At 35.7% G+C, this 21,459-nt stretch carries 18 protein-coding genes and 1 pseudogene; 15 read left to right on the top strand and 4 right to left on the bottom strand.

What is annotated here, in order from left to right:
- From EKL95_RS08295 to EKL95_RS08285, 3 genes are all read left to right on the top strand, one after another.
- Nucleotides 1-1,146: a hypothetical protein gene (locus EKL95_RS08295; protein WP_126460623.1), complete on the top strand. Its 1,146-nt coding sequence runs from the start codon at nucleotides 1-3 to the stop codon at nucleotides 1,144-1,146.
- A 117-nt stretch (nucleotides 1,147-1,263) separates the two neighbouring features.
- Nucleotides 1,264-3,225, top strand: a complete 1,962-nt coding sequence (locus tag EKL95_RS08290; RefSeq protein ID WP_126460620.1) for a KUP/HAK/KT family potassium transporter — start codon at nucleotides 1,264-1,266, stop codon at nucleotides 3,223-3,225.
- A gap of 141 nt (nucleotides 3,226-3,366) precedes the next feature.
- Nucleotides 3,367-4,623 (top strand): RsmB/NOP family class I SAM-dependent RNA methyltransferase, encoded by a 1,257-nt coding sequence (locus EKL95_RS08285; RefSeq protein WP_126455602.1) that lies wholly within the window; start codon nucleotides 3,367-3,369, stop codon nucleotides 4,621-4,623.
- A gap of 103 nt (nucleotides 4,624-4,726) precedes the next feature.
- Here EKL95_RS08285 and rho read toward each other — a convergent pair whose 3' ends face one another.
- Nucleotides 4,727-6,487: a transcription termination factor Rho gene (gene rho, locus EKL95_RS08280; RefSeq protein ID WP_126563944.1), complete on the bottom strand. Its 1,761-nt coding sequence runs from the start codon at nucleotides 6,485-6,487 to the stop codon at nucleotides 4,727-4,729.
- 181 nt (nucleotides 6,488-6,668) lie between these two features.
- On the opposite strand from rho, the gene EKL95_RS08275 reads away from it, so the two are divergent.
- From EKL95_RS08275 to EKL95_RS08265, 3 genes are all read left to right on the top strand, one after another.
- Entirely contained in the window at nucleotides 6,669-7,082 is a 414-nt protein-coding gene (locus EKL95_RS08275) for a DUF4293 domain-containing protein (protein ID WP_126460610.1), read from the top strand.
- Nucleotides 7,083-7,224: 142 nt separating this feature from the next.
- Nucleotides 7,225-7,887 (top strand): response regulator, encoded by a 663-nt coding sequence (locus EKL95_RS08270; RefSeq protein ID WP_126563943.1) that lies wholly within the window; start codon nucleotides 7,225-7,227, stop codon nucleotides 7,885-7,887.
- 142 nt (nucleotides 7,888-8,029) lie between these two features.
- A complete protein-coding gene (locus EKL95_RS08265; RefSeq protein WP_126563942.1) occupies nucleotides 8,030-9,757 on the top strand; it encodes a tetratricopeptide repeat-containing sensor histidine kinase in 1,728 nt (575 codons plus the stop codon).
- Here EKL95_RS08265 and EKL95_RS08260 read toward each other — a convergent pair.
- A complete protein-coding gene (locus EKL95_RS08260; RefSeq protein ID WP_126561791.1) occupies nucleotides 9,732-10,229 on the bottom strand; it encodes a metallophosphoesterase family protein in 498 nt (165 codons plus the stop codon). The two genes, EKL95_RS08265 and EKL95_RS08260, sit on opposite strands and share 26 nt — an antisense overlap.
- A gap of 321 nt (nucleotides 10,230-10,550) precedes the next feature.
- Here EKL95_RS08260 and truA point away from each other — a divergent pair, with 321 nt between their 5' ends.
- From truA to EKL95_RS15155, 6 genes and pseudogenes are all read left to right on the top strand, one after another.
- Nucleotides 10,551-11,321 (top strand): tRNA pseudouridine(38-40) synthase TruA, encoded by a 771-nt coding sequence (gene truA, locus EKL95_RS08255; RefSeq protein ID WP_126563941.1) that lies wholly within the window; start codon nucleotides 10,551-10,553, stop codon nucleotides 11,319-11,321.
- A gap of 85 nt (nucleotides 11,322-11,406) precedes the next feature.
- Nucleotides 11,407-13,161, top strand: coding sequence for an ABC transporter ATP-binding protein (locus tag EKL95_RS08250; protein WP_126556232.1), 1,755 nt, complete (start codon nucleotides 11,407-11,409; stop codon nucleotides 13,159-13,161).
- Between the two features lie 183 nt (nucleotides 13,162-13,344).
- Entirely contained in the window at nucleotides 13,345-14,733 is a 1,389-nt protein-coding gene (gene lpdA, locus EKL95_RS08245) for a dihydrolipoyl dehydrogenase (protein ID WP_126556235.1), read from the top strand.
- A gap of 221 nt (nucleotides 14,734-14,954) precedes the next feature.
- Entirely contained in the window at nucleotides 14,955-15,791 is an 837-nt protein-coding gene (locus EKL95_RS08240; RefSeq protein WP_126563940.1) for a serine O-acetyltransferase, read from the top strand.
- 5 nt (nucleotides 15,792-15,796) lie between these two features.
- Nucleotides 15,797-16,711 (top strand): cysteine synthase A, encoded by a 915-nt coding sequence (cysK, locus tag EKL95_RS08235; RefSeq protein ID WP_126561720.1) that lies wholly within the window; start codon nucleotides 15,797-15,799, stop codon nucleotides 16,709-16,711.
- 445 nt (nucleotides 16,712-17,156) lie between these two features.
- Nucleotides 17,157-17,324: pseudogene (locus EKL95_RS15155) on the top strand (helix-turn-helix domain-containing protein); the annotation flags it as partial.
- A 79-nt stretch (nucleotides 17,325-17,403) separates the two neighbouring features.
- Here EKL95_RS15155 and EKL95_RS08225 read toward each other — a convergent pair.
- Nucleotides 17,404-18,444 carry an RluA family pseudouridine synthase gene (locus EKL95_RS08225; protein WP_126460588.1) on the bottom strand — a complete coding sequence of 347 codons (1,041 nt, stop codon included), beginning with the start codon at nucleotides 18,442-18,444 and terminating at the stop codon, nucleotides 17,404-17,406.
- Nucleotides 18,434-19,054: a PASTA domain-containing protein gene (locus EKL95_RS08220; protein ID WP_126460585.1), complete on the bottom strand. Its 621-nt coding sequence runs from the start codon at nucleotides 19,052-19,054 to the stop codon at nucleotides 18,434-18,436. Before EKL95_RS08220 ends, EKL95_RS08225 begins: the two co-directional genes overlap by 11 nt.
- Nucleotides 19,055-19,173: 119 nt before the next feature.
- Here EKL95_RS08220 and EKL95_RS08215 point away from each other — a divergent pair, with 119 nt between their 5' ends.
- From EKL95_RS08215 to EKL95_RS08205, 3 genes are all read left to right on the top strand, one after another.
- Nucleotides 19,174-20,142 (top strand): D-alanine--D-alanine ligase, encoded by a 969-nt coding sequence (locus tag EKL95_RS08215; RefSeq protein ID WP_126460583.1) that lies wholly within the window; start codon nucleotides 19,174-19,176, stop codon nucleotides 20,140-20,142.
- 107 nt (nucleotides 20,143-20,249) lie between these two features.
- A complete protein-coding gene (coaD, locus tag EKL95_RS08210; RefSeq protein WP_126554451.1) occupies nucleotides 20,250-20,705 on the top strand; it encodes a pantetheine-phosphate adenylyltransferase in 456 nt (151 codons plus the stop codon).
- Between the two features lie 145 nt (nucleotides 20,706-20,850).
- Nucleotides 20,851-21,429, top strand: a complete 579-nt coding sequence (locus EKL95_RS08205) for a PhnA domain-containing protein (RefSeq protein WP_126460579.1) — start codon at nucleotides 20,851-20,853, stop codon at nucleotides 21,427-21,429.
- Nucleotides 21,430-21,459: the final 30 nt, after the last annotated feature.

The following is a 21,459-nucleotide window of genomic DNA, read 5'->3' as shown; positions in this document are numbered from 1 at the left end:
ATGAAAACGAAACTATTACTATTGAGTCTGTTGACCGCTGTTTTCGCAACACAAATACAGGCACAAAACAGAACATACGTAAATGCTGTGAATGCCGAAATCAGTGATAATCTTGATCTGAGAGCTGTTGCTGATATCTTTGGTGATTCTAGAGACCTGCAGGATTTTGAAAGACGCCTTAATGATCCTGAGCTGCAAATATCAAATTTAGATTTGAATAATGATAATGAAGTTGACTATTTACGGATTATTGAAACGGTAGAAAACAGAACCCATCTAATCATCGTTCAGTCAGTGATTGATGAAGATATCTACCAAGATGTTGCAACAATTGATGTTGAGAAAGACAGAAACAATAAAATTCATGTACAAATAGTTGGTAATGAATTTATGTATGGACAAAATTACATTTATGAGCCAGTTTATTACAGTACTCCAGTAATTTATGCATCCTTCTGGTCTACTAATTACCGCCCTTACTATTCCACTTGGAATTGGAATTATTATCCGTCCTATTATTATGCTTGGAATCCATTTCCCGTTTTTAGATACATAAATAACATAAACATTAATTTGAATATCAACAACAATTATAACTATGTCAATAACCGTAGAAGTAATCGTGCAGTAGTTTTACACAATTCAAGACGTTCAAACGGATATGAAAGACAACATCCAAATGCGTCTTTTTCCAGAAGAAATAGTACTGTAAATAACCGCCATGAATTAGATCAAAGAAGAGTATCCAGAAATGAAACCGGTTATTCTAATAGAAGAGCAATAGTGCAAAGAGAATATTCTCAAAATAGAACAAGTCCTTCAAGACAAGCAGCACCGCAAAGAGCTGAATCTTCCAGAGAATATTCTCAAAACAGAACAAGTCCTTCAAGACAACCAGCACCGCAAAGAGCTGAATCATCCAGAGAATATTCTCAAAACAGAACAAGTCCTTCAAGACAACCAGCACCGCAAAGAGCTCAATCGTCCAGAGAATATTCTCAAAACAGAACAAGTCCTTCCAGGCAAGCAGCACCGCAAAGAGCGGAATCTCAAAACAGAGGCAACACATCAAGAGCATCAGGTCCTCAGAGAACGGAATCTCAAAGAGGCAATTCTTCTTCAAAAAATGAAAATAGAAGCTCCTAAAAATCTTAAATACAAAAAAAGAAACACGGCTCCCTAAACCGTGTTTCTTTTTTATCGGATAAAAAGCGCTAATTTATTTTAAAAGTGTAAATTTGAAAAGTTTTTTAAAAATCACACATGAGCGTATCGCACAAAGACCTGCACAGTAAATGGACATTAGGAGGTTTATTAATTTCATTAGGAATAATTTACGGTGACATAGGAACTTCACCATTGTATGTAATGAAAGCCATACTTGGCACCCACATTATTAATTCGGATATTGTCTTAGGTGGAATATCGTGTGTTTTTTGGACCCTTACACTGCAAACCACAATCAAATACGTACTAATCACGTTAAGCGCTGATAATCATGGCGAAGGCGGAATTTTTGCTTTATATGCTTTGGTCAAAAAAACAAAAATTCAGTGGTTGATTGTCCCGGCTATAATCGGAGGAAGTGCTTTATTAGCTGACGGAATCATAACGCCACCCATCTCCGTATCTTCAGCAGTTGAAGGAATAAGAACGTACTATCCAGAAATCAATACCATTCCAATTGTAATAAGTATTCTTTTTGTACTTTTTTCTATCCAGCAATTCGGCACCAAGTTAGTCGGTAAATTTTTTGCTCCAATGATGCTTATTTGGTTTGGGATGCTAGCGATACTTGGAATCGCACAAATTTCACAACACACCGAAGTTTTAAAAGCAATCAATCCTTACTACGCCTATCATTTATTGACCATCCATCCAGAAGGTTTTTTTGTTTTAGGTTTTGTATTTCTGTGTACAACAGGAGCTGAAGCATTATACTCAGACATGGGACATTGCGGACGAAAAAACATCCGAATTAGCTGGATTTTCGTAAAAACTGCATTAGTGTTGAATTATTTTGGACAAGCCGCCTATTTAATTCGCCACGAAGGAGAGACATTACAAACTTTAGGAGGAAAAAATGGAAACCCATTCTATCTCATCATGCCGGACTGGTTTCAGCCTATAGGAATTATAATTGCTACTCTAGCAGCTGTTATTGCCTCACAAGCCTTAATCAGCGGGTCATTTACATTGATAAATGAAGCAATGCGATTGAATTTTTGGCCAAAAGTAAAAATAAAATATCCTACAGAATTAAAAGGACAATTATACATTCCGTCTACAAACTGGTTATTATTTATTGGTTGCGTTGGAATTGTACTGCACTTTGAAGAATCCAGTAATATGGAGCATGCTTATGGACTGGCGATCATTTTGTGTATGATAATGACCACTATTTTACTGAATTTTTACCTGATAATGAAAAGAGTGAAATTATATTTTATAGTTCCATTGATTACTATTTATCTAATAATCGAATTTAGTTTCCTCGCAGCTAATGTTACGAAGTTTGCTGAAGGTGGCTATGTAACGCTTTTTATAGCAATCACTTTAATAGGTATAATGACTATTTGGTACCTGGCCAAAAAAATTAACAAAAGTTACACCAAAATTGTTAAAATTGAGGACTACAAAAAAGTACTAGTGGAGTTAAGTGCTGATTTATCCATTCCTAAATACGCAACACATTTAGTATATATGACTAATGCCGGTAGAATTGACGAGATCGAAGAAAAAGTAATGTATTCCATCTTACAAAAAAGACCCAAAAGAGCTGATATTTATTGGTTTGTTCACGTGAATATATTGACTGAACCTTATAAAACCGAATATAAAGTAACTGAAATTGTCAAAGATGATTTGTATCGTGTAGACTTTAATCTTGGTTTTAGAGAACCTACAAAAATAAATCTGATGTTTAGAGAGGTAATCCGGGATATGGTGCAAAAAGGAGAAGTAGATATAACCAGCCGCTACGAATCTTTGAATAAAAATAATATCATAGGTGATTTCAAATTTGTATTATCCGAAAAATTCCTTTCCAATGACAGTGATTTACGTTGGCACGAAAAAATAATTATGAACTCCTATTTCTTCATTAAAAAATTAAGTTTATCTGAAGAAAGAGCCTTTGGTTTGGATAGCAGTTCCGTAAAAGTGGAACAATTTCCAATGGTGCTCCATGCTCCTGAGAACATTGGACTGACAAGAGTAAAATAATTCTTTCTGTTTTTTTAATCCTCCAAGAAACACTGTAATAATACAGTGTTTTTTTATGTCGAAAAATTTAAAAACAACATTCATTATTTAAAATATAACATTCAATCAATTAATAGTACCTTTGCACCTCAATTATTTAAAATGAGATTACACAGAAATTTAGTTTACACAACAATAGACGCTTTGAACGCCATTTTTAACGAAGGAGAATATGCGGATAAAGTAGTTGCCCGATCTTTAAAAAAAGACAAACGTTGGGGAAGTTCTGATAGAAAGTTTGTTGCCGAAACCATCTACGAAATTGTGCGTTGGAAAAGATTATACGCAGAAATAGCCGAAGTAAAAGAGCCCTTTGACAGAGACAATCTTTGGAGAATGTTTTCTGTTTGGGCTGTATTAAGAGGCTATCCTATTCCGGATTGGCGCCAGCTGGAAGGCACTCCAGAACGAAAAATAAAAGGGCGTTTTGACGAACTTTCAAAAGTGAGAGCTTTAAAAGAATCTATTCCGGACTGGATGGACGAATTAGGAGTTAAGGAACTAGGCGAAAAAGTTTGGGCAACTGAAATTACAGCTCAAAACCAGCCTGCTAAAGTAATCTTAAGGGTAAATACGCTAAAGACAACCAGAGAAGCGCTGCGTGCTATTTTAATGGATTTAAACATTGAAACAGAAACGTTAAAAAATCAACCAGATGCTTTGGTTTTAAAAGAAAGAGCCAATGTTTTCTTGACTGATGCTTTCAAACAAGGTTTCTTTGAAGTTCAGGATGCCAACTCCCAATTAGTGGCTGCTTTTCTTGATGTAAAACCAGGAATGCGTATTGTGGATACCTGCGCAGGTGCTGGTGGAAAAACGTTGCACATTGCTTCTTTGATGGAAAATAAAGGACAATTAATTGCTATGGATTTGTATGAAAGCAAATTAAAGCAATTAAAAATCAGAGCCAAAAGAGACGGCGCTTTCAATATTGAATACCGAATTATTGACTCTACAAAAATCATCAAAAAATTACACGAAAAAGCAGACCGTGTTTTGATTGACGCACCCTGTAGTGGTTTAGGCGTTCTGAAAAGAAATCCGGACGCTAAATGGAAATTGAAACCGGAATTCATCGACAACATCCGTAAGGTACAATCGGAAGTTTTAGAAAGCTATTCTAAAATTGTAAAACCTGGTGGAAAATTAGTGTATGCTACTTGTTCTATACTACCCTCCGAAAATCAAGATCAAATTGCTCGTTTCCTGACAACTGACATTGGAAAACAATTCAATTTTATTAAAGACCAAAAAATATTGGCTTCAGAGTCAGGTTTTGATGGATTTTATATGGCTTTATTAGAACGTAAAGAAAGCTCAGAACAGAAAGAAAAAAGAGTACAAAAAGAAATAATATAGTATCTAGATTTAAGATTCTAGAATTCAAAAAAAAATCCTCGAATAAATCGAGGATTTTTTTATGTGTTATCTGTTTTGTTTATTCTATTCTCTTTTAATATCCCTAATCATTCATTGAGATTAAAAACTCTTCATTATTCTTGGTTTTCTTGAAACGATCATTGATAAAATCCATCGCCTCTACTGGGTTCATATCCGAAAGGTATTTTCTCATGATCCACATTCTTTGCAATGTTTTTTGATCTAATAACATATCGTCACGTCTTGTACTAGAAGAAGTCAAATCGATAGCTGGGAAAATACGTTTATTAGCAATTTTTCTATCTAATTGCAATTCCATATTACCAGTACCTTTAAATTCTTCAAAAATAACTTCGTCCATTTTCGAGCCGGTTTCAGTCAATGCAGTAGCAATGATACTCAACGAACCCCCATTTTCTACATTACGGGCAGCTCCAAAGAAACGTTTTGGTTTTTGCAATGCATTTGCATCCACACCACCACTTAACACCTTACCTGAAGCAGGCTGAACCGTATTATACGCTCTGGCCAAACGTGTAATGGAATCCAATAGAATCACTACATCGTGACCACATTCAACCAATCTTTTTGCTTTCTCAAGAACGATATTCGCAATTTTAACATGCTCTTGTGGTTCTCTGTCAAATGTAGAAGCAATTACTTCACCACGCACACTACGTTGCATATCCGTAACCTCTTCCGGGCGTTCATCGATCAATAAAACAATCAAATATACTTCAGGATGATTGGCCGCAATAGCATTGGCAATTTCCTTCAACAACATGGTTTTACCTGTTTTTGGCTGCGCCACAATCATTCCGCGTTGTCCTTTTCCTATTGGTGAAAACAGATCGATAATTCGTGTTGAAATCGTACTTTGTTTTTCTGCCAATTTGAATTTTTCTGATGGAAAAACAGGCGTTAAATGTTCGAATGAAACTCTGTCGCGAACCACTTGAGGATCGTGTCCATTTATTTTTAAAACCCGAACTAATGGAAAAAATTTCTCTCCTTCTTTTGGTGGGCGAACTACACCTTTTACAGTATCTCCGGTTTTAAGACCGAACAATCTGATTTGAGAAGTCGACAAATAAATATCATCCGGCGACGCTAAATAGTTGTAATCCGAAGAACGCAAGAAACCATAGCCGTCCGGCATCATTTCCAGCACACCTTCGCTTTCTATAATTCCATCAAATTCAAAATCAGAAGCAGCAAAATTATTTTTTTTGTTTTTGAAGTTTGGATTTTGATTCCCATTTCCATTTTGACTTGGATTAGGATTTTGTTTGTGTAATTGGTTTGGATTTATTTTTTTAACCGGAGCTGAAACTTCTTCTTTCTCCTGTGCTGTGATTTCTGCATCAGTCTCTTTTGCTGTTTCTTTGCCTTCTTCTTTATCCTTTTTTAAAGCAATTTTTTTCTCGTACGCTGACTTATTAAACTTAATCACCTTTCCTATTTTTTTAGCTCCGGATTCAAGTTCCTGAACAGAAGAGGAATCGTCGTCTTTGTCAACTGGCAATATTTCAACAGAATGGTCTTCAACGGAAACAGAAGATGCTGTCAAATTTTCTTCGGTTTCAAAAAATGAATTTTTCATCGTTTTTTGAATAGCAACTTTTTTTACAGGCAGTATTCTGGTTCTTTTTGGTTTATCCTCTTCCAGATTACTATTGGTTTTTGTCTCTAATGTTAAATCAACGTTAGCCTCTTGATGCGCTAAAATCTGACTGATTAAAGTCTCTTTTTTTACACCGTTAAATTTTATGGTTTTAGCTGATTTAGCTATTTCTTGAAGCTCAGAAAGCTTCATTTCTTTTAATGCAGAAATATTAAACATGAATGTTCTAGGAGTTTAATTAATTTTGAAAATAATGTAAAAGATAGGTAGTAAACATTAAAATGAATCAACCGCAGTATGAAGTGCTTACGGTATTATGATGCAATATTACGAATAAAATTTAATGATACAATAGTATTTATAAAAAAGAAAATATATTTTTGTGGTAGATATTTAACAAATGATACAAAGAATTCAAACCATTTATTTACTACTCGTATTTGTAGTAACAGGTATTTTACTGTTTTTTATTCCATTATGGACAATGGATACCGGTAAGGCATTTTATTTTATGCAAAGTCAAGTGTATACTATACTATTGGGATTGAGTACTACGTTGACTTTATTTAGTATTGTTTCCTATAAAAAAAGACAAAATCAGTTTGTTATTGGCAGATTGAATATCATATTAAATTTGATTTTATTAGGATTGTTTGTATATCGTTCACTAAATCTATCTGGAGAAACACCTGCTGTTTCGGAGAAAGGTATTGGGATGTTTCTTCCTGTAGCTGCTATCGTATTATTGGTTTTGGCCAATAAGGCAATCAAAAAGGATGAGGATCTTGTAAAATCTGTGGACAGATTGAGGTAAACCTATAAATTTTAGTTTATTAGTGCGAAGGAAACCCGAATGTAACAATTCGGGTTTTTTTTATATCTGCAATGCAATAAAAACCTTATAATTTAAAATTTAGCTGAATATTTTTTATAAATTTGGAAATGATAAATACAACATGGTAAAAAAAATACGGATTCATCTTGCTGATGACCATCAAATTCTTATTGATGGAATTAGAACTTTATTACACACAATCCCTACATTTGAAGTAGTGGGATATTCCTTAAACGGCACTAATATTTATGAGGAAGTCACTAATAATAAAGCGGACATTCTTATTTTAGACATTAACATGCCGGAAAAAGACGGCATTGAGGTCCTCAAAGAATTTGCTAAAAAAGGATTTCCATGTAAGATTATCATTTTGTCCAGTTATGATGACTTACGAATAATAAAAGAGGTCATGAAGTTAGGCTGCAGCAGTTACTTAACTAAGAAATGTGCCGGAGAAAATATAGTTGAAGCCATTCTAGCGGTTACTAATGGTGAAGAATATTTTAGTAAATCTGTTAGAGAAAAAATATTTAGTACTGTAACTAAAGACAATCCAAAACTAAACAAACAAGTCCCAAGTCCAAATTCACTTTTAACCGAAAGAGAACTGGAAATCATAATCCTGATTTCATTAGAATATAGCGGCAAAGAAATCAGTGATCAATTATTTATTAGTGTTAATACCGTAGAGACCCATCGCAAAAACATAATGAAAAAACTCAGCGCAAAAAACTCTATAAGCCTAGTGAAATATGCCCTTAAAAATAAATTAATCAAATCCTGAATGGATTTAGATGAAACTTAAATGCTGTTTTTTTAATTAAAAAAAAGAAAACCAACCAATTTAATCCTGATTTAAAGTCAGTTTATTTTGAAAAATAAGGTGGATTTAAAAAACCAGAAATAACCAATCTATTCAATTATTTATGCCTCAGAAACAAATTGCTATAGTCTTAGTTTTACTATTAAACCTCACTGGTAGTTTTGTTTGTGCTCAAAAGAAAGAAACTCCAAAAAAGGAAGCTCTAACATTAGCAAAAGAAGCTAATCAGCATATGAAAGCTGGTAATTACGAGAAGTCCTTAATACAATCGAGACTTGCTTTGAGCCAAGCAATCAAAATCAAGGACAACAACCTGATAGCAAGAGCTTATAATACCATTGCTGCTAATTTTGATCAATTATCGGAATCTGACAAAGCTTTTTTCTACTACAACAAAGGACTGGAATACGCTAATAAAACTAATAATGATGTTTTAAAAAATTGGTTAAACAATAATTTAGGAAATATCTATTGCTTTGATAAAAAACAATATGAAAAAGGAATTTATTATTATAAAAAATCACTGCATTACAGCACTAAAACAAAAGATTCAGCACAAATTATATTTACAAAACTCAATTTGACGTGGGCCTATTTCGACAATGATCGCTATCAAGAAGGGCTTCCCTATTTAAACTACATCAACAAACACCACAAAAAACATGGAGACGAGTCTACAATTGTAGCTTTAAATATGCTCAACGGCATGTATCATAGCCATACAAACAACACTAAAAAAGCCCATTATTTTTTCCAAAAAGCAATTGAAAAAGGAATTAAAGGAACTGAAAAATCTGATTTATCATATTCCCACCTAGAGTTTTCTAAATTTTTATTGAAAAACAATGATTATAAAAATGCCTATAAAAATTTAATCCGATATAATACAATTACTGAGGAACTAAACGACCAAGAAAAACACAATAAAGCGAATGTTGCTGGCATAAACCTTGAAATTGATGAGTACAAAAGAGAAATCGACAAGATCGAAACAGAATATAAAACAAAACAACTTTTTTTACTGCAAGAACAATCCAGAAATAAAAAAATTGTGATTGTACTAATTGCTGTTCTACTGCTATTTTTCATCCTTTTTTACTTCTATTCTCAAAACACACAACTAAAACAAAAAAACAAACTAAAGGACTTACAAAGCAAAGTTCAGGAAAACATGATCAACGCATCCATTAACGGACAAGAATTAGAACGAAAAAAAATTGCGGCATTTTTGCATGATAACATTAGTGCTTTACTTTCATCAGCAGGACTACATCTTCATGCGTATACCTCTAAAAATCAATATTCAGCACAAGAAATCATAAAAACTAAGGCTATTCTTGAAGAAGCACACGATCAAGTACGGGATTTATCCCACGAACTGATGCCTTCGCTTTTAGCCCGTTTTGGATTATTTGATGCATTAGACGATTTGTGTGAAAAAAACTCCAATTCCATTCTGTACTTTGAATACGCAAGTTCCGTAGATCGAAAAACCCGTTATGATGAAGATTTCGAAATTAAAATTTATTTCATAATTATGGAAATCCTCAACAATACCATAAAACATAGTCAGGCAACACGTTCAGAATTAAGCATTCACGAAGATAATGATTTTCTGAATGTCAATGTTATGGATAATGGACAAGGTTTTGATTCTAGTAAATTTCATATCCTTGAAGGTTTTGGCATCAACCAAATCAAAGCCCGTATCAATAATCTTAAAGGAACTATTGTCATAAACTCCAAAATAGGTTTCGGTACAACCATAAAAATAATAGTACCCATCACCTATCAAAAAAAAATAATCAGACCCGTTTTTCAATCTCAATAATTTCCAAATCTTTGATTTTATCTCCTTCAATCACAAAACGCAACATCGTTCGCACCTGATGAAAACCACTTTTTCCCGCCGCACCAGGATTCATGTGTAATAAATTATGTTTTTTATCGAATATGACTTTTAGAATGTGAGAATGTCCACAAATAAATAATTTTGGCGGATTGGCTTCCAACTCCGCTTTAATATTGGGATTGTATTTCCCCGGATAACCACCAATATGCGTAATCCAAACATCAACGCCTTCACACATAAAACGGTTGTGTAACGGAAATTCCAGTCGCGCCGTTGCATCATCAATATTTCCATACACGCAGCGCAACGGTTTCAGCTTTTGTATCGCATCAGTCACGGCCAAATCGCCTATATCACCCGCATGCCAAACTTCGTCAGCCAATGCAACATATTTCAAAATGGTATCATCAATATGACTGTGCGTGTCAGAAAGCAAAAGTATTTTTTTCATATTTATAGTGTCATTACGAGGTACGAAGTAATCTGAAGCAATTTGCTTCGCCAGTTCGCTTCGCTCGTGTCCAGCTATCCGTTTCAATCTTTATTGTTTTTAAAGAAAAAACAATAAAGGATTCCCACTGCAAATGTTTACATTCACTGAACTCCTATGAAAATAAAAGTTTAGTGAAGTAATCTGGGCTACGATTTTGTGGTAAAAATAAACATTCGAATTCCAAATAAAAAATCAAATCGAAACTTAACAAACTTTGCACCTTGGCAACTTCGTGGCAAAAAAATTAATAAGTATCTTTGTGGCTTCAAAAAAATTCACTTGAGATATTTTATCAAATTAGCATACAGCGGAACCCATTATCACGGCTGGCAATACCAACCCAATGCTGCCTCTGTTCAGGAAACGATGAACAAAGCGTTTTCGGTGCTATTGAACACAACCGTCAATCTTATGGGCGCCGGTAGAACGGATACCGGGGTTCACGCCAAAGAAATGTATGCCCATTTTGATTTTGAAACACCAATTGATATTCCAAGTTTACTGCACAAACTCAACTCCTACTTGCCCAAAGACATTGTTATTTATGACATTATACCAGTACACGATGAAGCGCACACTCGTTTTGATGCCACTAAAAGAACCTATGAATATCACATCAATACATTCAAAGATGTTTTTTTGCAAGAACAAAGTTGGTATTTCCATCAAAAATTAGATATTGATTTGATGAATGAAGCGGCGCAACTATTATTCAATCACACTGATTTTCAATGTTTTTCAAAAGTCAACACAGATGTAAATACCTTTGACTGCACTATTTTTGAAGCATATTGGACTCGCAGCACAGCTGAACAGGGCGCAGACAAACAAGAAAACAGCAATTTGATTTTTACCATTTCTGCCAACCGTTTTTTACGCAATATGGTTCGTTCCATTGTGGGAACATTAGTAAATATAGGATTACACAAGAGTACACTGGCTGATTTTACTGCCATCATAGAAAGTAAAAACCGAGATAAAGCTGGTTTTTCGGTTCCGGCACATGGTTTGTATTTAACCAAAATAGATTACGATTACATTACGCAATAGCCCTGATAGTAGTGAAAATCCTTTTATGTTTTTCTTTAAAAACATAAAAGATTGCAACGAATAGCAGGAAACAGCTCCAAAAAACATGAAAGCAAAAGCATTTGATACTAGATTATTCAAACGAATATTAAAATTTACTAAACCCTATCAATGGCGTTTTAACGGAGTGATTATTTTTGCCGTTTCGCTATCAGTATTTGCGGCATTGCGCCCGTATTTATTGAAACAAACTGTAGATGGTTACATTTCGACCCAAGACCAACAGGGATTATTATTGTATGTGATCCTGATGGGAATTGTACTATTGCTGGAGGTATTCTCGCAGTTTTACTTTGTGTATTGGGCAAACTGGCTCGGTCAAGATATTGTAAAAGACATTCGGACAAAACTGTTTCAACACATTTTGAGTTTCCGAATGAAATATTTTGATCACGTTCCCGTAGGACAGCTCGTGACACGCTCGGTTTCGGATATAGAATCCATTGCTCGTATTTTCAGTCAGGGTTTGTTTATGATTATCAGTGACTTGATGAAAATGTTCGTAGTACTGATTTTCATGTTTTACATGAACTGGAAACTGACTTGGATCGTAATTATTGCAATGCCCATTCTGGTTTATTTTACCCGAATTTTTCAGCGTAAAATGCAAGTCGCTTTTGAAGAAGTGCGAAATCAAATCGCTAACATGAACTCGTTTGTTCAGGAACGTGTGACAGGAATGAAGATTGTACAACTCTTTAATCGTGAAAAAATTGAATACAACAAATTCAAAAACATAAATGACAAGCACAAAAAAGCGTGGATAAAAACCATTCTGTATAACTCCATATTTTTCCCTATTGCAGATATCATTTCGTCCTTAACCCTTGGTTTTATTGTACTATATGGCGGCATCAAGATCTTGAACGGAGATAATTTTACCACTTTTGGGGATTTATTTTCCTATACAATGTTCATTGGAATGTTGTTTAACCCGTTGCGCCAAATTGCTGATAAGTTCAACGAGATGCAACTGGGAATGATTGCGGCAAACCGTGTTTTTGACATTTTAGACACCGAAGATCAAATTCAGGATACCGGAATTATTGAAGCTCCAATTTTTAAAGGAGATATCGAATTCAAGAATGTCCGTTTTGGATATATTCCGGATGAAGAAGTAATAAAAGGAATCGATCTGGAGGTAAGTGCCGGTCAAACGATTGCCATCGTAGGGTCTACAGGTGCCGGAAAATCTACGATCATTAACTTACTGAATCGTTTTTACGAAATCAACAGTGGCTCTATTTACATCGATAATCACAATATTGAGAATTACACTTTAGGTTCCTTACGTAAACAAATTGCAGTAGTATTGCAGGATGTTTTCCTTTTTGCCGATACTATTTTCAACAACATCACCTTGAATAATCCTGAAATTAATCGGGAACAGGTTTTGGCTGCAGCCAAAAATATTGGCGTCCATGAATTCATTATGAGCTTACCGGATAATTATGATTTTGACGTGAAGGAACGCGGCGTTATGCTTTCTTCCGGTCAGCGTCAATTAATTGCTTTCTTGAGAGCGTATGTGAGTAATCCAAGTATTTTGATTCTAGATGAAGCTACTTCATCGATTGACACCTACTCTGAAGAATTGATTCAGCGTGCTACAGAAACCATTACTAAAGGCAGAACTTCGATTGTGATTGCGCACCGTTTGGCCACGATTGTCAATGCTGATAAAATTGTGGTGATGGACAAAGGACTGATTGTAGAACAAGGAACGCATCAGGAATTAATCAACCGCGAAAGTGGGTATTACAAGAATTTGTATGATTCTCAGTTTTCGGTAGCAAATTAGTTTTTGCTGCAAAGGAATAGCAGTTACAAAAACAAAGATCGATTTACACTTCTGCAATTTGTTTAAAACAAAGATGTTTTCTTGAAAATTAGTTAGTTTGCTACTTTATTAGTTTGAAACTTTCTCAAAACAGAATAAATCCTTAAATTCGCCCAATCAATTAAATAAGAAAAACACATAAAAATGAAATACGATATTATAGTTTTAGGAAGTGGTCCAGGTGGTTATGTTACAGCTATTAGAGCATCACAATTAGGCTTTAAAGTAGCCGTAATCGAAAAAGAAAATTTAGGTGGTGTGTGCTTGAATTGGGGCTGTATCCCGACGAAAGCGTTGCTGAAATCAGCTCAGGTTTTTGATTATCTAAAACACGCTTCTGATTACGGATTGACTATTTCATCATTTGATAAAGACTTCCCTGCTGTTGTACAACGCAGTCGCAGCGTAGCTGACGGAATGAGCAAAGGGGTTCAATTCTTGATGAAAAAAAATAAAATCGATGTGATTGATGGCTTTGGAAAACTAAAACCAGGAAAAAAAATTGATGTTACGGACAAAGACAATAAAATTACTGAATACAGTGCAGATCATATCATTATCGCTACTGGAGCACGTTCTCGTGAATTGCCAAACTTGCCTCAAGATGGTATAAAAGTAATAGGATATCGTCAAGCAATGACATTACCAACACAACCAAAATCAATGATTATCGTTGGTTCTGGAGCGATTGGAGTAGAGTTTGCACATTTCTACAACTCTATGGGAACCGAGGTAACTATTGTAGAATTTATGCCTAATGTAGTTCCTGTTGAAGACGAAGACATTTCGAAACAAATGGAGCGTTCTATGAAAAAAGCAGGTGTCAAAATTATGACCAGTTCCTCTGTTGAGAAAATTGACACCACTGGAGCAGGTGTTAAAGCGTATGTAAAAACAGCAAAAGGAGAAGAAGTGTTAGAAGCTGAGATTTTACTTTCGGCTGTTGGAATCAAAACAAACATTGAAAACATAGGATTAGAAGAAGTAGGAATCGCTACTGACAAAGATAAAATTTTGGTAAATGCTTACAACCAAACTAACATTCCGGGTTATTACGCTATTGGTGATGTTACGCCAGGACAAGCACTAGCACATGTAGCTTCTGCCGAAGGAATCAATTGTGTGGAGAAAATTGCAGGATTACACGTGGAACCTATCGATTACGGAAACGTACCGGGCTGTACCTATGCCACTCCTGAAATTGCTTCTGTAGGTTTGACTGAAAAACAAGCTAAAGAAAAAGGATACGAATTAAAAATTGGTAAATTCCCATTTTCAGCTTCCGGAAAAGCAAAAGCTTCCGGTACACCAGATGGTTTTGTAAAAGTAATTTTTGATGCTAAATACGGAGAATGGTTAGGATGTCACATGATTGGAGCCGGAGTTACCGATATGATTGCTGAGGCAGTTGTAGCGCGTAAACTGGAAACTACAGGACACGAAATTTTAAAATCAATTCACCCACACCCAACCATGAGTGAAGCGGTTATGGAAGCGGTTGCTGATGCGTATGGTGAGGTAATACATTTGTAGATTGTAAATTAACAATTTTTGATTTCAGATTTATTAATCCGATTTGTTCATACAAATCGGATTTTTTTATGAAATCATTTCCAACACCAAACGCTTATTTTGTGGGAATTTAACATATTAACATTTATTTACAAAGCAGGGTTATGAATCTATTCAATTCTGCTTTATATTTGTATTTCGAGGATTTTTACTCGTTTAATTCTGATTTTATTCCATTATAAATGAATACTGAAACCAACCGTTTTTCGAATACTCTGCATGAAAACCAAAATAAAAATTGGGTAAGAGCCATAGATTCCTCTAAAATCATCAATTGGATTGATGATTTGTTCAAAATATTATTTCCGGAGAAAGCTTTAGAAACGATCCAAATTGAATTGCTTTTGGACCAAAACAAAGCCTGTTTTATTGCTATCCTATCGGAAATTGTAAAAGACAAAACGTCCAATGAAATTCTAGATGATGCCGAATCTTTTTATCGCGCGCTTCCAAAACTTTATGATTCGATGCAAAAAGATGCACAAGCTATTCTGGATACGGATCCCGCTGCTGATTGCATTCAGGAAATTATCAATTCCTATCCCGGTTTTTTTGCTATAGAAGTTTATCGTATTGCTAACGCTATTGCTTCTCGTACCTCGTGTCTGCTGCCGCGAATTCTAACCGAATATGCTCATAGCAAAACCGGAATCGACATTCACCCCAGTGCCACAATTGATGTTCCATTCATGATTGATCACGGTACCGGAATTGTCATTGGCGAGACTACAATCATAGGGAAACACGTAAGCATTTATCAAGGAGTCACTTTGGGAGCATTGCAAGTAGAGAAAAATATGCAGGAAAAAAAACGCCATCCTACCGTAGAAGATCATGTAATTATTTATGCAAATGCCACTATTTTGGGCGGCAGCACCATCATAGGAAACCACAGTATTGTAGGCGGAAACACGTTTATCACCAAGAGTATGAATCCGTATTCCTTTGTTATGCAATCCAATAAAAATACGGTTCTGAATCAGCAGGAAATAAAAGATATTAATTTTTTCTCTATATAAATATTATGAAATACAATAACATACTCGAAACAATAGGCAACACCCCACATGTAAGAATCAATCGTTTATTTGGTGCCAATCACAATGTATGGATCAAATTAGAACGTGCCAATCCCGGTGCCAGTATCAAGGACAGGATCGCTCTTGCCATGATTGAAGATGCCGAAACCAAAGGATTATTAAAAGCCGGAGGTACTATCATTGAAGCCACTTCCGGAAATACAGGAATTGGACTCGCGATGGTTGCGGCCGTAAAAGGCTATAAATTAATACTGGTAATGCCTGAATCAATGTCCATAGAAAGACGCCGACTCATGAGCCTTTATGGTGCCGAATTTGTCTTGACGCCCCGTGAAAAAGGGATGAAAGGCGCGCTGGAAAAAGCACAGGAATTAGTTACCGAAATACCTAATGCCTGGTCACCACTTCAGTTTGAAAATCCCGCCAACATCGAAATTCATAAAACAGCCACGGCACAGGAAATTATAAAAGCATTCCCTGACGGTCTGGATTATTTGATCACCGGCGTAGGAACCGGAGGGCACATCACGGGTTGTGCCGAAATATTGAAAAAACATTTCCCAAACCTTAAAGTATATGCAGTTGAACCCGAAGCTTCTCCCGTTATCAGCGGTGGCGCACCGGCTCCCCACCCTATTCAGGGAATTGGAGCAGGATTCATACCTACCAACTTGCGTACTGATTTACTGGACGGAACCATCCAAGTAAGCAAAGACGATGCATTTGCCTATACCCAAAGAGCCGCAAAAGAAGAAGGCATGTTCATAGGAATATCCTCTGGAGCATCTCTGGCAGCGGTAGCAAAAAAACTACCAGAAATCCCAGAAAATGCTAAAATATTAACCTTTTGTTACGACACTGGCGAACATTATTTAAGCATCGAAGGCTTATTTGTATAAACAAAAATCTTCATTAAAATACAAACCGATTTGTAAAAACAAGTCGGTTTTTTTTTAGGCTTTTCATTTTTATGGGCGTGTCTTTGTTGCAAAACTATTGTCCAAACAGATTGATCTTAAAATAATGTTTAGCATAATGCTCCTTTTGACTTTATGACGTTTAAACTTCCGACTTACTTAGTTGGCTTTTGGGATAAAGCAGACAATAAAAATACGTAAGTTTTTGCAAACCACGAATTTGTAAAAAACAGAAAAAGTTCCCAGAAACGAAATAGCAAGAGCCAGCAAAATATTTTGAAGATAGACCAAAAAAGGTAATGCCCTGACAACCAAAAAATAAAAGATAAATATATCAGAAAACATTAAACGGAAGAAAGAGAAAAACATAAATATCAACTTCGTACGGATATTTAGGACGGATGATTAAAATACCAGACAAAAACAAAACTTAATTCAAGAACAATTGGGGAAACTTATTAGTGTCTCAAAAGCAAAGATTTCTATACTTGAAAGCAATACCAATAGCCCAACGATTGAAACAATATTTAAAGTGTTTAGCGCCTTAAAAGCGAATATCAATTTTAATATGACAATTAAAAAAAAGAATTTGTAATTAACTTATACAATTACTCTAAGTCCAGACTTTCAGACTAGAAACAAAAAAAGCCCCAATCTCTGGGGCTTTTCCTGTTTTATTCCTCTTCCTCCGTACTATGTGACTTTGAATAGCCTCTCCATTTCTCGATGCAGTCCTGCAAATCCTGCGGAAGTTCCGTATCAAAACGCAGCATCTCACCGGTTGTAGGATGAACAAAACCCAATGTTTTAGCATGCAAAGCCTGTCTTGGCAATGCTTTGAAACAGTTGTCAATAAACTGTTTGTATTTTGTAAACGTAGTACCTTTTAAAATCAAATGACCGCCATACCGCTCATCATTAAATAAAGGATGTCCTATGTGCTTCAAGTGTGCCCGAATTTGGTGCGTTCTCCCGGTTTCCAGTTGGCATGAAATTAAAGTAACATAACCAAAACGCTCCAACACTTTGTAATGCGTCACGGCTGGCTTCCCTATTTCCGGATCAGCAAAAACCGCCATCTGCATGCGGTCTTTAAGGTGACGTGCCAAGTTTCCTTCAATCGTTCCTTGTTCTTCGACTACATTTCCCCAAACCAAAGCCACATACTCTCTTTCGGAAGTTTTAGCTTCAAATTGCTTGGCAAGATGTGTCATAGCCGCTTCGGTTTTAGCAATCACTAATAAACCAGAAGTGTCTTTGTCAATTCGATGCACTAATCCGGGACGTTCGCTGCTGTTCATTGGCAAATTATCAAAATGATACGCCAAAGCATGTACTAAAGTTCCGGTGTAATTTCCATGACCGGGATGCACTACCATTCCTGGCAATTTGTTGATCAATAACAAAGTATCGTCTTCATACACAATATCAAGCGGAATATTCTCCGGAATAATATGGTTTTCATAAGGAGGATGCGTAAGCATCACCCGAACTACATCATGGGCTTTTACCTTGTAATTCGACTTTACGGTGGCATCGTTTACAAAAATATTGCCATCAGTCGCCGCAATTTGTATTTTATTGCGAGTTGCATTTTGAATCAAACTCATCAAATATTTATCAATCCGCAAAGACGTTTGTCCTTTAGGAACTTCAAATCTAAAATGTTCAAATAACTCGTCTTCTAAATCTATTGTATCACTATTATTGTTCATCAACTGGTATTTCTTCTATTGGTGTTGCCAGTGTATCTGCAGCACTGGTCTCTTCATAACTCATTTTTCCGTCTCCTAAAACCAAGTCGATTTTGGAGGATTTTAAGACTCTGTCCCCTGCTTTCAGGTTTCTGCCTTTGAAACGCATTTCCAGCACCATGTCTTTTCCAAGATTGGGAACGTAGGTAATTTCTCCTTCCTCAAGCCCTAAAGCTTTCAATGTAGGTACTGCTTCGCGATACGTTTTATTGACTAAATCCGGAATACGAACCGATGAAAATCCCGAAGTATTTATTTTAATATATATTTTTCGTCCTACTTTTACTTTCGTACCGGGCGTTGGATCTTGCTTAACTACACTAAATTGCGGAAAATCACTTCTATAATCTACGCTGTCTAAAAGTACATAATCTAAATCCAGCTCATTCAGTTTTTCCTCGACTTGTTCTTCTGTCAACTTACGCAAATCCGGCACGGTAATTTCATGTCCATGATCTGTTGTAAAAGTCAACCAATGCATAAATAAATAACCCAAAGCGACAATAATGGCAAGTGCAATTAGTATTTGAACAAAGAAAACACGGCTGGTAAGATACTTACGTAAACTCATAAATTTATTTTTATATCTGGCAAAGATAAAGCTATTTCGTTTCAAAAAAAATGATAATTTTGTTTAGAATTCGTTTAGTCGGTCAATCGATTAAACGTTTAACCGATTAAACGTATATAATGAAAAACATTGCCATCATCATGGGCGGATATTCCAGCGAGTATAAAATCTCTCTTATCAGCGGAAACGTCGTATATCAATTTCTGGACAAAACAAAATACAACGGATTCCGAATCCATATTTTCAAAGAAAAATGGGTTTATGTTGATGCTGATGATGCCGAATTCACTATCGATAAAAATGATTTTTCAGTAACTGTTGATGGTAAAAAAATCACTTTTGACTGTGTGTTCAACGCCATCCATGGAACACCAGGCGAAGACGGATTAATGCAGGCCTATTTTGAATTATTGCATATTCCGCAAACTTCCTGCGATTATTACCAAGCAGCATTAACGTTCAACAAACGCGATTTATTATCAGTTTTAAAACCATACGGCATAAAAACAGCCACTTCCTATTACTTAAACAAAGGTGACCGTATCAATACGGACGAAATTGTAGCTAAAGTAGGTTTGCCCTGTTTTGTAAAACCCAACAAAGCCGGTTCTAGTTTTGGCATTTCCAAAGTAAAAACTGCTGCCGAATTGCCCATTGCAATAGAAGTTGCTTACAAAGAAGACAACGAAATTATCATAGAAAGCTTCTTGGATGGCACCGAAGTTTCTGTAGGAGTAATCAATTATAAAGGAAAAGTAACCGTATTACCAATAACTGAAATTGTTTCAGACAATGATTTCTTCGATTATGAAGCCAAATATTTGGGTAAATCACAGGAAATCACTCCAGCGAGAATCTCGGATGAAATGACTCAAAAAGTGAGTGAAATTGCTAAACGTGCATATGAAGTCCTGAAAATGAAAGGTTTTTCCCGAAGCGAATTTATATTGGTAAACGGAGAGCCACACATGTTGGAAATGAACACCATTCCGGGATTAACAACGGAAAGTTTGATTCCGCAACAAGCCAAAGCCGCCGGAATTTCATTGGAAGATTTGTTTACAAATGCGATAGAACTGGCTTTGTAATAAATCACTTAATTCTTAAATACTAAACAAACGTGTCATTTAAACAAAGGAATACATTCAAATAATGTCATTCCTCCGCTGTCAGAATGACAAAACAGAAAAAATAAATGAGAAAAGCAATATTTCCAGGTTCATTTGACCCTATCACTTTAGGACATGAAGACATCATCAAAAGAAGCATTTCCTTATTTGATGAAATCGTTATTGCCATTGGTATCAATGCCGAAAAAAAATATATGTTTTCCCTCGAAGAAAGAAAACAATTCATTGAGGAAACCTTCAAAAACGAACCAAAAGTTTCCGTGATTACCTATGAAGGTTTGACGATTGATCTGTGCCACAAAATAAACGCTAATTTTATCCTTCGCGGTTTGCGCAATCCTGCTGATTTCGAATTTGAAAAAGCAATTGCGCACACGAATCGTCGGTTATCAAAAATTGAAACTGTGTTTTTATTGACCGCTGCAAAAACGTCGTACATCAGTTCCAGTATTGTACGAGATGTAATTCGCAACAACGGGCAATATGAAATGCTTGTTCCCGATGCAGTCCGAGTAAAATAATTTTAAAGCGATTTTGTCAAGTCGAGCGCAGTCGATACTAATGGATAGGTCTCGACTGCGCTCGACTTGACAAATAAACAGTCCCAATATAACTTGTAAAACGAGGCAATAATCCGTAATTTTGCCAAAAATAAAAGCCGTTAACATGAGTATAGAAAGAGAATTAAGCAAACGCAGCGGGTCAAAATGTGAACTTTGTGGCGCAACTGAGAACCTGAAAGTGTACCAGGTATTGCCTACCAAAAAAGGAGGGATTGAGGAAAACATCATGGCTTGTAGCACCTGTATTGACCAAATTGAAAATCCGGATACCGTAGATTTAAATCATTGGAGATGTCTAAATGATAGCATGTGGAGTGAACATACTGCCGTACAAGTTGTCGCGTGGAGAATGTTAAGCCGTTTGCGTGGTTCTGGATGGCCTCAAGAATTATTAGACCAAATGTATTTAGACGAAGATACTTTGGCTTGGGCACAAGCAACAGGTGAAGGCGAAGAAGAGGAGAACAAAGTCATTCACCGTGACAGCAACGGCGTGATTCTTGAAATTGGAGATTCAGTAGTTTTAATCAAAGATTTGAAAGTAAAAGGTTCAAGCATGGTAGCTAAACAAGGAACTGCAGTGCGTAACATCAGACTGGATCATGAAAATGCCGAATATATTGAGGGTAAAGTAGACGGCCAGACTATTGTCATTATTACACAATACGTTAAGAAAATATAATGGTCAGTTGACAGTTTTTAATGATCAGTA

The organism is Flavobacterium sp. LB2P53 (assembly GCF_003970305.1).
GTDB lineage: Bacteria > Bacteroidota > Bacteroidia > Flavobacteriales > Flavobacteriaceae > Flavobacterium.
Note: the sequence above shows the minus strand (reverse complement) of the source record. Positions and strands in the feature narration are given on the sequence as shown.